Genomic DNA, 12,935 nt, shown 5'->3' with positions numbered 1-12,935 from the left:
TTAATTTAAACATTATAACGTTATATTGATTAGTTCGACAAAATATGATAATCTATTTTTGTAAAGAGAAATGTAATGAATTCTTACACAATTCAGTGTAATCGTATACAAAGTACTTGCAATCGATAGGATGTACCGAAAAGGATGAGGGAAATGACAGATACGTTAGTTCTGAAGAATGTAAAGATGTTAGAGGGAAAAGCAGCGGATATCATTCTGGAAAATGGGATGATTAAAGAAATCGCACTAGCAGGAACTGCAACTGGAGATAAGGTAATAGATTATGATCAAAAAGTTTTTGTTTCGAGCGGATGGATTGATATGCATGTACATGCTTTCCCGGAATTCGATCCTTATGGTGATGAGGTTGATGAGATTGGATATAAAACTGGCGTGACAACGGTCATTGATGCGGGAAGCACGGGTGCAGATAGGATAACTGATCTGGTTAAAAGTTGTGAAAATTCCAAAACGAATGTTTTCGCCTTTCTGAATATTTCGCGGATTGGATTGAAAAGGATTGATGAGTTATCGGATATTTTATGGCTGGACGAAGGAGAATTAATGAAGGCAATTTCCAAGTGCGGGGATTTTGTCGTTGGACTTAAAGCTAGAATAAGTAAAAGTGTGGTTGGTCCAAATGGTGTCGAGCCATTAAAAATAGCTAGGAAGTTCTCGGCTGAAACTGGTTTACCATTAATGGTTCATATCGGTTCAGGGCCGCCTGATATTAAGGAAGTCCTTGAATTACTTAAGGAAAAGGACATTATTACTCATTTTTTAAATGGTAAAGCGAATAATTTATTTGATGAAAGAGAAGAGCCGCTGCCTGAGTTGAGTAAGGCGATTGAACGTGGTGTTCATTTGGATGTAGGTCATGGAACGGCAAGCTTTTCTTTTAAAACTGCAGAAATGGCGAAAAAGCGGGGAATCGGCTTCAATACGATCAGTACGGATATATATCGGAAAAACAGAGAGAATGGGCCAGTTTTTAATATGGCAAATGTGCTTACAAAATTTTTGTACCTCGGTTATCCATTAAAAGAAGTAATAGATGCCGTAACGGTCAATGCAGCAGCTTGGTTGAATAAACCAGAGCTTGGCAGGATTTCGGCTGGGGATATTGCGAACTTGACCTTATTCTCGATCGAGAATGAGCCAACCCTTTTATTGGATTCCGAAGGAGAAAAAAGGATGGCAGAAAAAAGAGTTGTTGTAAAAGGAGTGGTTATAAATGGAGAATTCATTGAATGCTAAGTACGGTTTGAAAAGAGTCATCAACGCAAGCGGAAGAATGAGCATATTGGGGGTCTCTGCCCCAACTGACACAGTGATGGACGCAATGAAAAAGGGTGGGCAAAATTATGTGGAAATTTCTGATTTAGTCGATAAGTCAGGCCGGCATATAGCGAATTTGCTTCATTCTGAAGCTGCGGTGGTCGTAAATTCAGCATCAAGCGGAATTGCGCTTTCAGTAGCGGCGATCGTTACTGAAGGAAACAGAAGGAAAAGCGAAAGGCTTCATCAAGATCTTATTCAAAAGAATGAAATCATCATGCTGAAAGGCCATAACGTTCAGTATGGTGCACCGGTTGAAACCATGATTTTCCTTGGCGGCGGAAAATTGGTTGAAGTTGGGTATGCAAATGAAGGGAAAGCAGAACATATTGCGGATGCCATAAATGAAAATACTTCAGCTATTTTATATGTGAAATCGCATCATGCTGTACAGAAAAATATGATATCGGTCGAAGAAGCATGGGAAGTGGCCAAAACGAATAATATTCCTCTGATTGTCGATGCAGCAGCAGAGGAGGATTTGGAAAAATACGTACAATTCTCCGACCTGGCGATTTATAGTGGATCGAAAGCCATTGAAGGACCCACATCCGGTATCGTTGCTGGCAGAAAAAAATATATCGAATGGGTAAAGGTTCAATTGCACTGTATCGGAAGGAGCATGAAGGTTGGAAAGGAAACGACCTTTGGGCTGCTTCAGGCATTGGATGAGTATTTTGTCAAGATTGATAATAGCGAAAAAGAAAAAGCCAGTTTACAAGTTCTCACATCACTTGACTCCATTGATGGCGTAAAAGTAACGATAGTTCAGGATGAAGCCGGCCGTGCCATATATAGAGCCCGTATTTCCATTGATCCCTTGATAACGGAAACGACGGCGAAAGAAGTGAACGAGCAGCTCAGAAATGGGGATATCGCCATTTATACACGAGATTATGGGATACGGCAAGGCTTTTTCGATATAGATCCGCGTCCATTGCAAGGTGATGATATAAATGTCATTGAAGCACAATTAAGAACCATATTAGGAGGAAAATAAAGATGACAAACATAAACAAACGGTTATTGAATGATCGTGTAGCCTTAAATGTACTTGCAAATAGTGTGGAAAATGCTGTGGAAGTCTTTGAAGCGGCTGAAGGACATGTATTGGTTGGTGTACTCTCAAAGGACTATCCAACTGCGGAAGCTGGTGTTACAGCAATGAAAGAATACGGGGAAGCCATTGATGAGGCCGTTTCAATAGGATTGGGCGCGGGCGATAATAGACAGGCAGCAGTTGTCGCAGAAATAGCAAAATACTATCCAGGCAGTCATATTAACCAAGTTTTTCCGGCTGTTGGTGCTACAAGGGCCAATTTAGGTGATAAGGATAGCTGGATAAATTCACTTGTTTCTCCAACTGGAAAAGTCGGTTATGTGAATATCTCCACTGGTCCAGTAAGTGCAGGAGCAAGTGAAACTGCCATTGTGCCTATCAAAGCTGCCATTGCGCTCGTTCGCGATATGGGAGGAAATGCTTTGAAATACTTTCCGATGAAAGGACTTAAGCATGAAGATGAATATCGTGCTGTGGCAAAAGCTTGTGGTGAGGAGGGATTTGCTTTGGAACCAACAGGTGGAATCGATTTAAATAATTTCGAAACCATATTAGAAATCGCATTAGAAGCAAAAGTGCCTAAAGTCATTCCCCATGTATATTCTTCCATCATCGATGAAGAAACTGGTAAAACGAATGGAGAGGATGTACGGAACCTATTGGCCATAACAAAAAAATTGGTTGAAAAATATGCCTAAAAGGATTGTGGCATTCGGGGAAGTAATGATGCGTTTACAGGTACCAGGGCATGAACTGCTATCACAGGCTAACACTCTGCAATACTCCTTTTCAGGCACGGGAGTAAATGTGGCTTCTGCGATGACAAAACTAGGACATGATGGGTATCTTGTGACAATGTTACCGGATAACCCCCTTGGGGATTCAGCGATTTCAGCTTTGCAGCGCTTAGGAATTGGCAGGAACTATATCTCTAGAGGCGGCAAATACATGGGGATGTACTTTTTGGAAAATGGATTTGGCCAGAGGGCGAGCCGTGTCACATATTCCAATCGACTGGAAAGCAGTTTTAATACAGCCACCTTATCCGATTATGATATGGATAAGGTTTCGGAAAGTACGGATATCATCCATTTTTGCGGAATCACGCTTGCAATGGCGGAAAATGTACGGGAAAGCATGAAAGTGCTGGCTAGAAAGGTCAAAGAAAAGGGCGGTACAGTCTGTTTCGACTGCAATTACCGACCTTCCTTATGGGAGGGAGGTTACGCTGACGCAAAGCCTCATTATGAAGAAATGCTTTCTTTGGCTGATATCGTCATGATGAATGAAAAAGACGCCCTGTATATTTTAGGAATGAAGTCAGAAGGCTCCACAAGGGAAGAACAGCTTGTTGAGTTGATCCCTGAAGTGGCCAAAAGATTCAAAATTCAATCGATAGCGGGGACACATCGTTCGATCAACAGTGATAATAGCCATACGTTGAGGGGGTATATATACAAAGAAGAAACATTTTACTTTTCCGATATCCTATCATTTTCCGTATATGATAGAATAGGTTCAGGCGATGCTTACACCAGCGGAATCTTACATGGCGAATTGCTAGGATATTCCCCTGAAAAGACAGTTCGGTTTGCAGCTGTATCAGGAATGCTGGCATGTACTGTCGTGGGAGATACCCCTTTGGCAACCGAAAAGGAGATACTCTCCGCAATGGAAGGTAAAATGGAAGATATTAAGAGATAAAGGCAGGAGATTAGGAATGAATGTGAACAGAAAAAATGGACCGATGTATTTACAGATAAAAGAAATATTAAAGGATCGTATTTTACATGGGGTTTATGCCATCGACACAAACATTCCCTCTGAGCCTCTTTTGGAAGAAGAATTTAACGTAAGTAAGGTCACTGTCCGTAATGCAATCAAAGAACTCGTGCAAGAGGGGTATGTTGAAAAGAAAAGCGGCAAAGGCACCAGAGTCATAGCTAATGGTTCGATTGTCAAACTTTCCAAAGGAAAACGTTTTACAGAGCTGTTGGTGGAGGAAGGGCACTCCATTTTAAAAAAGGTGTTAAACATAAGTCATGTTGACCTTTCTTCAGACTCCAAGCTGCATTCTTTATTTGGTGACCATTGCATAAGTATCGAACGGATATATTTATTGGACAATGAACCTTATATTTACTTTACACATTATATTTCACTTGATTTAAACCAAGAAGAGATAAAAGAGGTCCAAATCAATTCTTTGTACCGCTTTTTGGAAGATCAAAACGTCAAACTTGAAACATTCAGAGATGAGTTTGCCGTTGCTATCGCTCCGGATCACATTTGCGAAACACTGAAAATCGAGAACAATAGTCCAGTACTAATGAGGATTCGGATTTCCAGTGATGGGGACGGAAATGTTACGGAATACAGTGAAGGATATTACAACACGGCTAAACAGAACTACATTGTGACATATAACGAGCCGGTACAATAATCCCATTTATTGTATTGGTTTGAATGTAAGCGATTTCTTGGGAATGGGGAGAACATATGGATCTATATTTATTAGGAATCACGCTGATAGCAATTGTAATAGTTATTTTGGGTGTATCATGGTGGAAATGGCATGCGTTCATCAGCTTGACTGTAGCCAGTTTATTTTTAGCGATTTTTTCCGGACTGCCTATGGACAAGATTGTTGGAGCTTATGAAACGGGTGTCGGAGCGGTCCTTGGTCACCTTATTGGAATATTGGCCTTAGGGACCATCTTGGGAAAGATGATGTCCGACTCTGGAGCCGGTATGCAGGTTGCTGACTTTTTCATTAATAAATTCGGCGTGAAAAACCTGCCATGGGCCATGCTTTTATCTGGTTTCATCATCGGCATTCCGGTATTTTTCGAGGTTGGATTAGTAATATTGCTTCCTTTGGTCATTTCCATTCGGAAATCAACCAAAGTGAACATCTTGTTAATTGGTATTCCAGTACTTGCTGGTTTATCGATCGTACATGGGCTGGTGCCTCCACATCCAGGAGCCATGACAGCTATTGGAATCTATAATGCTAACATGGGGCAGGTACTTCTGTACTCATTGATCATCGCATTCCCGACTGCTGTAATTGCGGGACCTCTGTTCGCAAAATGGATTCACAAACGGGTTATTCCTATCGGAGAACCGGAATTGATCCGGGTGGAAACAAAGTCAAGTGGATTACCAGGCACTGGAGTTTCGTTCTTCATCATCCTTTTGCCAGTATTGTTGATGGTTTTAACTGTAGTGGCGCCTTATCTGCCGATACCGGGTTCAATTGAAAAATTCTTATTGTTTATTGGAAGTCCAGTGATCGCCCTATTAATCTCCTGTTTTGCAGCCTACTATTTCTTGGGCTACAGACAGGGAATGGACAAATCACTAATTAAAAAGTTGACGGAAGAATGCTTATTGCCATTAGCTTCCATAATTCTTATTATCGGTGCTGGCGGAGGGTTCAAGCAAATTTTAATTGATAGTGGAGTAGGGACTGCAATCGCTTCCATGTCTGAGGAAATTTCTTTGTCCCCGATCGTTCTTGCATTCCTTGTGGCCGGATTGATTCGGATTGCCACAGGTTCTGCAACCGTCGCTTTGACAACGGCAGCAGGGATCGTTTCACCGGTCGTTGCCAATATGACGGGTGTTAATCTAGAATTGCTAGTTATTGCCACGGGAGCAGGCTCACTTATGTTCTCCCATGTTAATGACGCCGGTTTCTGGTTAGTAAAAGAATACTTGGGATTAACCGTTAAAGAAACTTTCAAAACATGGACAGTGATGGAAACATTACTTTCCTTCGTGGCATTCGGTTTGGTTTTAATTTTCGATATATTCATTTAATTAAAGAAAATTTCTGCAATGCCTGATTAAGTAACATTTACCTCCGTGAACTGTCTTGGGGTGACAGATCACGGAGGCTTTTATTTAGTTATGAACATACTGGGGAGGGAGAAAATGGCCGGCTTTACTTTTAAAAATAGGTCGTTGCTGAAAAAACAGAAACAAAATTCATCCACAATCGGAAGTGGTTAGTCTAGTGATAAGGGTGTAGTTTCATCCAGGCGACGTTTGTTTGGCTCCTCGAAGATATAAGTCCTGACAGAGACTTCTATATTGCAAGATTGACAGCTTCCCGTTTACATATTCATTCTGAATATAATCCAACAAATCATTGGCATGGTTAGGCTTTTGACGTTTTTCCTGAATATAATGGAGAATTAAAACTTCTATATTCACACACTCACCTTACTTGACAAGTATTTTTTTCCATTAACAATATAACATGGGCATTCAAAAAAATATCATTTTTTGAATATTTTAACTATCGACATATTTATACAAATAAAGGAGTGATTCGGAGTAAGCAGTGGAAAATTTTATCGGGAATTGCAAAAAAAGCGATATTGTACCAACTTACTTTTAAAGCGGCACAAAAACCCTTGATAATTCAAGGGTTGGATGGTTAATTGAGGTGATGAAACTGATCTTACAAGGAATTCATGCTTGTATCTTTTGTACAGGTATAGGTGATAAGCGCAGTTCTGCGGATTCTCTCTTAATGGAGAATAAATAAGCTGCCAAACCTAAGATGGCTGTAAAGATCAGCATGGCGATCGATGAACTGAAGTCCCCGCCAGACAAGTCACGAAGCCATCCCATGATATAGCTCGAAAAGCCGCCCATGATATTCGTGAATCCAATTAGACCAGCGGCTCGTCCTGCCGTTTCAGGTGTTGAGTATTTTACCATGAGCATATTGCTTAGATGGAACACACCGCCTTGACATCCCATTGCCAGTCCCATACATAGTCCGGCCAAAATAGGATTGGGGATGAAGACAGCTACAGTCAAAAAGACAGCTGTCAATGAAAATAAAATCGTGGCCATCAAACTTGGACGTCTGGTTTTGTCAGCCAGAAAACCGCATGCCAAGACAAATCCTAGAGCGAATAGCCAGGAAAGAGAAGTAATGCTCGACATTCCTTCCTTTTCGAATCCTTTTGCTTCAATGAGATATGTAGGAAGCCAAATGCTGATTCCGAAAAATAAGAAGGAGCATACGAGCATGCCGAACCAAACGATCCAGAAACGATAATCTTGGGCGAAGCTCTTCTTGTTCTGGGAGGGGGCGGTTTCTTTCATTTCATCATCCGTTTGGCGAATGAAAGCCAATTCCTCCTTACTTATACGGGGGTGCTCTTCTGGTGTATTCCTCGTCATAAAGATGAACATCGGGATATTTATAAATAAGTTGAAAGCTGCAAGCATAAAGAAAGCTGCTTGCCAGTGGAGTAATGATATCACGAGCACCAAAACTACGGCTCCCATTGCCGGTCCTAAATAGTTTCCGGTAAGCCAAGATGCCTGGGCCCTACCCAATTCGCGTTTATTAAACCAGTTAGAAATAAGCTTTCCGGAAACCGGAATCATCATCCCTTCACCAAAACCAAGAATTATCCTGCTAATTAAAAATATTTCATATGAATTTGCCAGGCCTGAAGTGATCATCGTGAGTGTCCAAACGAATAAACCGGCGATGGCTGTTTTTCGGGCACCTAATTTATCAATGATGAAGCCCCAAAAAAGATTTGAAACTCCATAAGCAATGGTGAATACAAAAGATAGAAGACCGATCTTCGCATTTTTGTCATCGCCTGTCATACCGAGTGCATGCAAGAATTCCGGATCTGTTTGAATGATGGAAATGCCAACTTTATCAATTTGTCCGAAAAACCAAAAGAAAAAAATTGGAACGGCAATATACAACCATCTTTTTTGCCCATTTAACATAATACCATCTCCTTATCGCTTTTTAGCATTCCTTAAAACACTTACATTTGAGAATAAGTGTTTTACGGTTATCCCTGTAGAAAGGTACCAGTTTTGATTTTTCCCGCCTTTCTTTATAATTTTGATAGATAAAAAAGGAACATTAGTGTTTTGTAAGGAAAACAAAGTTTTACTTTCTTAACGATAAATTAAAATAATTTGATTGTCAATTTAATATTTTGACAATTTTATATTTTTAGAATATAAGCGCTTTCAGTCCGAAACCGAACTTTGTTTCATCCTAATTGAGTAGATGGAACTCTATCAAGAAAGGACTTAAAATGGAAGTAAATCTAATTCTTTGTGTCCAAAAAACAAATTATTAACAAAATATTAAAAATTCTGACTTGTTGATATTGAATTTAAAATCAGGAAAATCTATAATTCATTTATATTGTTTTGTATATGAAATGCTTAATACGAAAAATTTCGTGATTTGGCAGAGAATCGATGTATTAAAATTATTTATTTGTTTTCACTTGAATGATTGGTTATATTTGGGTTATATAACAACGAGCTTTTCTATCGAAACGTCAATTAAGCTAGGCCTTCCAAATAGTTTTATATATGTAAATATGCTTTAATTGACACATGAACACTATTTTATTTATACATGAAGAGTAAAGGATTGTAAGGTAGAAATGGTAGCCAATTTGCAGTACTTACCGATTCTTTATCAGAATAGGGATGACACCAGCTCGGCTTTTACTAGCCGTTTTCCGGAATTGGTGAAAGCGTTGATTTTATCTAATGTGACTCGTTGGGCAGCTGTTTTTAACAGGAAAGAAAGTAAACGGAAACTTCTGAATTGATTACAATCTCGAAATGTGATCGGGTGAACTTGCAAAGCAGAGCGCAGTGCGCTACTCGCGAAAAATGTTCCTGTCCAGTTAAGGAAGCGCAAGTGCCTACGTCAGGATACCGGCCATTTAAGTTATCAGCAGGATACAGGTGTGATAAGGAAGCTTAAGAAAACAGGCAACCATTGAAGTATGCATCAAAAACATTTACCAAATGAACTAACAGAAAAAATGTACATATACTTCAAGTTCTTCTTTCTATTGATGAAGAAAGCTTTACTGAATGGGTTATAGTCACGAGAAAATGAGATTTATTCACAACGGGGGGAATACTCGAATGGCAAGCGAAGAAAAAGAGAAAGAGAAATATAGTGCTAATTCATTGGTTAGAGGGTTGGAAATCATTAAGCTCTTTAATGAAGTACAGCCGAGTTTGTCTCTTTCAGAAATAGCAAAACAACTCGGAGTAAGCAGAACAGTACCATATCGTTTATTATTCACATTACAAAATATTGGTTATTTGTCTCAGGATGAACATACCAAACGTTATAGTTTAACTCCTAAAGTTCTTGAACTGGGATTCAGCTATTTGAATAGCTTGAAATTCCAGGAAATTGTACAACCTTATATGGAGAACTTGCGTGATGAAATCGGAGCCTCCTGCCATCTGTCCATTTTGGATGGACAGGAAGTGGTTTATGTTGGAAGTGCCCCTGTAAGAGGTGTATCAGCTGTCAATGTGAACATAGGTTTGCGGCTGCCGGCACATGCTTTGGCCAATGGAAAATTACTTTTGGCATATCAACCGAAAGAAATGCTAATGCAAATGTTCAAAATCTCAAACCTAACTCCTTATACAGACAAAACACTCACCGCGCCTGGTGAATTTCAAAAACAGTTGGAATCGATTCGGCAAAATGGTTATTCGATGACAAGCGGGGAATTCCACCCTGGCATCCGTTCCGTTGCCGCCCCGATTTTTGACAGGACTGGGAAAGTATTGGCTGCCTTGAATGTCGTGGCAACAGAGTCTGCTTACCAGGAGGATTTCATCGATAAAATTGCCTTGCCGAAACTGTTGGAAGTTTCTCGGCAGTTATCCGTTTATATGGGATTTAGCGGGGTTAAGCCTTATCAACACGAAGATGTCTGAATGATGTAAAATCTATTAATAAATGAATAGCCTCTTTCGAAAGTGTGGATTTCCATTAGGAATCCACACTTTTTTTGTTAAGAAAAGCGATTCGTTACAAGTTTATCCCAGAGTCGCGAGCTTTCGGACTATAAAAATAGTTTTAAATATTCTAAAAACTAATTGACAATGAAGCGGTTTCATTTTAGACTTAATTCATAGACAAAACAATGTTTTGCTTATGAAACATAACGTGTTTTAGAAACAACCAATAAGGGAGGAATTTTAAAATGACAAAAGAAGCTTTCTCAGTGAAGGATTTTGAAAAAAAATATGTTGCCCGATTGAAAGACCGTTCGCTTGATTGGGATGTCTTGAAGTTCCAAGAAGAAATCGATCCCGCCTACAGACGTGCACAGATGAGATATATCGGACGTGGTGCGACTGCCAATAACGATACGAATGTAATTGCAGGTGTACATTTCACTTTAAGTACTATGGTGCTTCCTCCGGGATGTATCGGTCCTTTGCACCTTCATGACGATGTTGAAGAAGTGTTTTTCATTCTTGAGGGTGAAGTCACGGCATTAATTCAAGAGGATAGCTACAGTGAAGTGCATGAAATTAAATTAAGTGCGAGAGATTGCATCAGCAGCCCACCAGGAGTTTATCGGGGAATTAGGAATGACGGGGATGTGGAGGCGCGCATGCTCGTGATGCTAGGGGCAGTGAAACCTAACTTACCGACTTATCCTGAAGGCAGTGACCTCGAAGAACTTCGTAAACAACGCGCTAAAGAAAGAGAAGCCATTATTAAAGAGTGATCATTTAGCCGAAAAGGGCACCTGCATTATGAGAATTAATGAGGCGCCCTTTTCGATTAATTGTTAAATATGGCCAATGCAAATTATCTAAGGGCAATCTAAATTATGGGAGGTATAAAAGATGCTTGGGATTACTCATTTACGACATATAAGCATGATAACTCCGAATTTCGACGAACAAGCAGAGTTTTATGAAAAGGTATGGGGACTGGATAGAGTGGATGTTCCTGAAGAGGAGAATACGGTTTATTTCCGCGGGGCTGGACCGGAACATCATATTTTAAGCCTTCACAGGGGAGAAAAACGTGGTTTGCATCATATAGCTTTTGGCATGGTCGATAAAAATGCGGTGGATCGTGCAGCAGGGATATTACAATCGAAGGGCGTTCGAATTATTGAACCACCTGGGTATTTGGATGAAGCAGGTGCCGGTTATGGCCTGCGGTTTATTGATCCGGAAAACCGCGTGATTGAGCTTTCGGCTTGGGTGGAAGTGCAAACGTCTATTTGGAGCAAGAAAAATGTCGATCCGGTGAAATTGAATCATGTTGTAATGAACACGAAGAACTTAGATATGATCGTTGAGTTTTATACGGATGTACTTGGTTTTAAAGTTACTGATTGGAGTGAGCACCAAATGTCATTCCTCCGGTGCAACAGAAAGCATCACTCCATTGCTTTCAATCAAGATGAGCATGCGTCAGTCAATCATATCGCATACGAAGTCGATTCCGTGGATGAATTGATGCGAGGAATAAGCAATGTGCGAAAAGCGGGCTTGTCAGAACTTTGGGGACCTGGACGTCATGGGCCAGGAGACAATATTTTCTGTTATTTTCAAGACCCAGGCGGTTTTGTAATGGAGTATACATGCTATCTGGAAACGATCGAAGATGAATCTGAGTGGAGAGCACGTGTATGGAAACGGGTTCCGCATTTAATGGATCAGTGGGGGATTGCAGGGCCGCCGAAACCTGAAGCCCGCAAAGCAATGGGAGGAGATCCTGATCCAGGCTGGGTTGATTCTCATATAGACGGTTCTGTCATGGCGGAAAAATGAGGAGGATTTCGGTTTCCTCCCATGATTCTAGCGCGTAGTTAGCTTCTTGTAGATTAAAGGACAGCGTTTGAGGAAAATGGCTTTGAAAAGGAGTGAAGAAAGTGGATTTAGGACTGCAAGGAAAAGTGGCTGTCATTATGGGCGGCACGTCGGGCGTGGGATTAAAAACAGCTGAAATGTTTTTAGCTGAAGGAGCGAAAGTGGCTATTTGCGGCAGAAGCGCTAAGCGTATGGAAAGTGCACAAAGTCAATTGCTCTCATTTGGTGAAAAGGCAGATATTTTTGCATCAACATGTGATGTCACTTCAAAATCGGATGTGGATTCTTTCATTAATGGTACCGCTGAGAGGTTTGGGGGAATCGATATATTGGTGAATGCAGCCGGTCAAAGCGTGATGGGTCACTTTTTTGACATAACGGATGAGCAGTGGGAAGAACAGATTCAGTTAAAGTTCTTTGCCATCATATATGCCGTTCGTGCTTCACATCCTCATTTAGTGAAAAGGGGAGGAGGGCGGATTATTAATATTAATGCAACGCTTGCTAAAGAACCTGAACGTCATATGGTAGCGACTGCAGCAGCAAGGGCTGGCCTCCTTAATTTAAGCAAAACTTTGTCCCAGGAATTGGCCTTTGACAATATATTGGTGAATTCAGTGAGTCTTGGATTGATCCGGACCGATCAATGGGAGCGAAGAAGATTGAAAAATGCGCCTGATATGGACCCTGAAGAGTATTACGGAGACCTAGCGAAAAAACGGAATATTCCTCTTGGCCGCGTAGGGGAAGCGGAAGAAGTGGCCAGTGTCATTGTTTTCCTTGCTTCAGACAAAGCAAGTTATGTAGCAGGTTCGACGATTGAGACGGCAGGAGCGATTGGAAAGGCCCTATAAATATATTACTAAAA

12 protein-coding genes are annotated in these 12,935 nt (G+C 40.6%); 10 read left to right on the top strand and 2 right to left on the bottom strand.

Annotation, left to right across the window (positions count from 1 at the left end):
• Window positions 1–153 precede the first annotated feature (153 nt).
• The 6 genes from ACIQ0C_RS14410 to ACIQ0C_RS14385 are packed head-to-tail and all read left to right on the top strand — an operon-like array spanning window position 154 to window position 6,223.
• On the top strand, window positions 154–1,257 hold the full coding sequence (locus tag ACIQ0C_RS14410; RefSeq protein ID WP_403061023.1) for an amidohydrolase/deacetylase family metallohydrolase: 1,104 nt from the start codon (window positions 154–156) through the stop codon (window positions 1,255–1,257).
• Window positions 1,235–2,338, top strand: coding sequence for a DgaE family pyridoxal phosphate-dependent ammonia lyase (locus ACIQ0C_RS14405; RefSeq protein ID WP_403061020.1), 1,104 nt, complete (start codon window positions 1,235–1,237; stop codon window positions 2,336–2,338). Before ACIQ0C_RS14410 ends, ACIQ0C_RS14405 begins: the two co-directional genes overlap by 23 nt.
• Before the next feature lie 2 nt (window positions 2,339–2,340).
• Window positions 2,341–3,096, top strand: coding sequence for a 2-dehydro-3-deoxy-phosphogluconate aldolase (dagF, locus tag ACIQ0C_RS14400; RefSeq protein WP_402841430.1), 756 nt, complete (start codon window positions 2,341–2,343; stop codon window positions 3,094–3,096).
• Window positions 3,089–4,102, top strand: coding sequence for a sugar kinase (locus ACIQ0C_RS14395; RefSeq protein ID WP_403061017.1), 1,014 nt, complete (start codon window positions 3,089–3,091; stop codon window positions 4,100–4,102). The genes dagF and ACIQ0C_RS14395 overlap by 8 nt, the downstream gene beginning before the upstream one ends.
• Before the next feature lie 16 nt (window positions 4,103–4,118).
• Window positions 4,119–4,841: a GntR family transcriptional regulator gene (locus ACIQ0C_RS14390; RefSeq protein WP_403061014.1), complete on the top strand. Its 723-nt coding sequence runs from the start codon at window positions 4,119–4,121 to the stop codon at window positions 4,839–4,841.
• A 56-nt stretch (window positions 4,842–4,897) separates the two neighbouring features.
• Entirely contained in the window at window positions 4,898–6,223 is a 1,326-nt protein-coding gene (locus tag ACIQ0C_RS14385; RefSeq protein ID WP_403061011.1) for a GntT/GntP/DsdX family permease, read from the top strand.
• A gap of 213 nt (window positions 6,224–6,436) precedes the next feature.
• On the opposite strand, the gene yppF is transcribed toward ACIQ0C_RS14385, so the two are convergent.
• Both yppF and ACIQ0C_RS14375 read right to left on the bottom strand, forming a co-directional pair.
• On the bottom strand, window positions 6,437–6,619 hold the full coding sequence (gene yppF / locus ACIQ0C_RS14380; RefSeq protein ID WP_055348417.1) for a YppF family protein: 183 nt from the start codon (window positions 6,617–6,619) through the stop codon (window positions 6,437–6,439).
• A gap of 261 nt (window positions 6,620–6,880) precedes the next feature.
• Window positions 6,881–8,173: an MFS transporter gene (locus ACIQ0C_RS14375; protein ID WP_403061008.1), complete on the bottom strand. Its 1,293-nt coding sequence runs from the start codon at window positions 8,171–8,173 to the stop codon at window positions 6,881–6,883.
• A 1,176-nt stretch (window positions 8,174–9,349) separates the two neighbouring features.
• Between ACIQ0C_RS14375 and ACIQ0C_RS14370 the strand changes: the two genes are divergently transcribed.
• The 4 genes from ACIQ0C_RS14370 to ACIQ0C_RS14355 all read left to right on the top strand — a co-directional run bounded on the left by ACIQ0C_RS14370 (window position 9,350) and on the right by ACIQ0C_RS14355 (window position 12,921).
• On the top strand, window positions 9,350–10,165 hold the full coding sequence (locus ACIQ0C_RS14370) for an IclR family transcriptional regulator (protein ID WP_402841447.1): 816 nt from the start codon (window positions 9,350–9,352) through the stop codon (window positions 10,163–10,165).
• A gap of 269 nt (window positions 10,166–10,434) precedes the next feature.
• The gene (locus ACIQ0C_RS14365; protein WP_402841450.1) at window positions 10,435–10,968 is read left to right on the top strand and encodes a cupin domain-containing protein; all 534 of its coding nucleotides are present in this window, start codon (window positions 10,435–10,437) and stop codon (window positions 10,966–10,968) included.
• Window positions 10,969–11,089: 121 nt separating this feature from the next.
• Window positions 11,090–12,028, top strand: a complete 939-nt coding sequence (locus ACIQ0C_RS14360; protein WP_403061005.1) for a VOC family protein — start codon at window positions 11,090–11,092, stop codon at window positions 12,026–12,028.
• Window positions 12,029–12,129: 101 nt separating this feature from the next.
• Entirely contained in the window at window positions 12,130–12,921 is a 792-nt protein-coding gene (locus ACIQ0C_RS14355) for an SDR family oxidoreductase (protein WP_402841455.1), read from the top strand.
• Window positions 12,922–12,935 lie beyond the last annotated feature (14 nt).

The organism is Peribacillus sp. NPDC096448 (genome assembly GCF_044762675.1).
Classification (GTDB): Bacteria; Bacillota; Bacilli; order Bacillales; family DSM-1321; genus Peribacillus; species Peribacillus frigoritolerans_B.
This window is presented reverse-complemented; position numbering and strand designations above follow the sequence as displayed.

Coding starts and splice junctions, on each gene's coding strand:
- ACIQ0C_RS14365 (WP_402841450.1), top strand. CDS start 10,435: ATGACAAAAGAAGCTTTCTCAGTGAAGGATTTTGAAAAAAAATATGTT.
- ACIQ0C_RS14385 (WP_403061011.1), top strand. CDS start 4,898: ATGGATCTATATTTATTAGGAATCACGCTGATAGCAATTGTAATAGTT.
- dagF (WP_402841430.1), top strand. CDS start 2,341: ATGACAAACATAAACAAACGGTTATTGAATGATCGTGTAGCCTTAAAT.
- ACIQ0C_RS14360 (WP_403061005.1), top strand. CDS start 11,090: ATGCTTGGGATTACTCATTTACGACATATAAGCATGATAACTCCGAAT.
- ACIQ0C_RS14410 (WP_403061023.1), top strand. CDS start 154: ATGACAGATACGTTAGTTCTGAAGAATGTAAAGATGTTAGAGGGAAAA.
- ACIQ0C_RS14370 (WP_402841447.1), top strand. CDS start 9,350: ATGGCAAGCGAAGAAAAAGAGAAAGAGAAATATAGTGCTAATTCATTG.
- ACIQ0C_RS14375 (WP_403061008.1), bottom strand. CDS start 8,173: ATGTTAAATGGGCAAAAAAGATGGTTGTATATTGCCGTTCCAATTTTT.
- ACIQ0C_RS14390 (WP_403061014.1), top strand. CDS start 4,119: ATGAATGTGAACAGAAAAAATGGACCGATGTATTTACAGATAAAAGAA.
- ACIQ0C_RS14405 (WP_403061020.1), top strand. CDS start 1,235: ATGGAGAATTCATTGAATGCTAAGTACGGTTTGAAAAGAGTCATCAAC.
- ACIQ0C_RS14395 (WP_403061017.1), top strand. CDS start 3,089: ATGCCTAAAAGGATTGTGGCATTCGGGGAAGTAATGATGCGTTTACAG.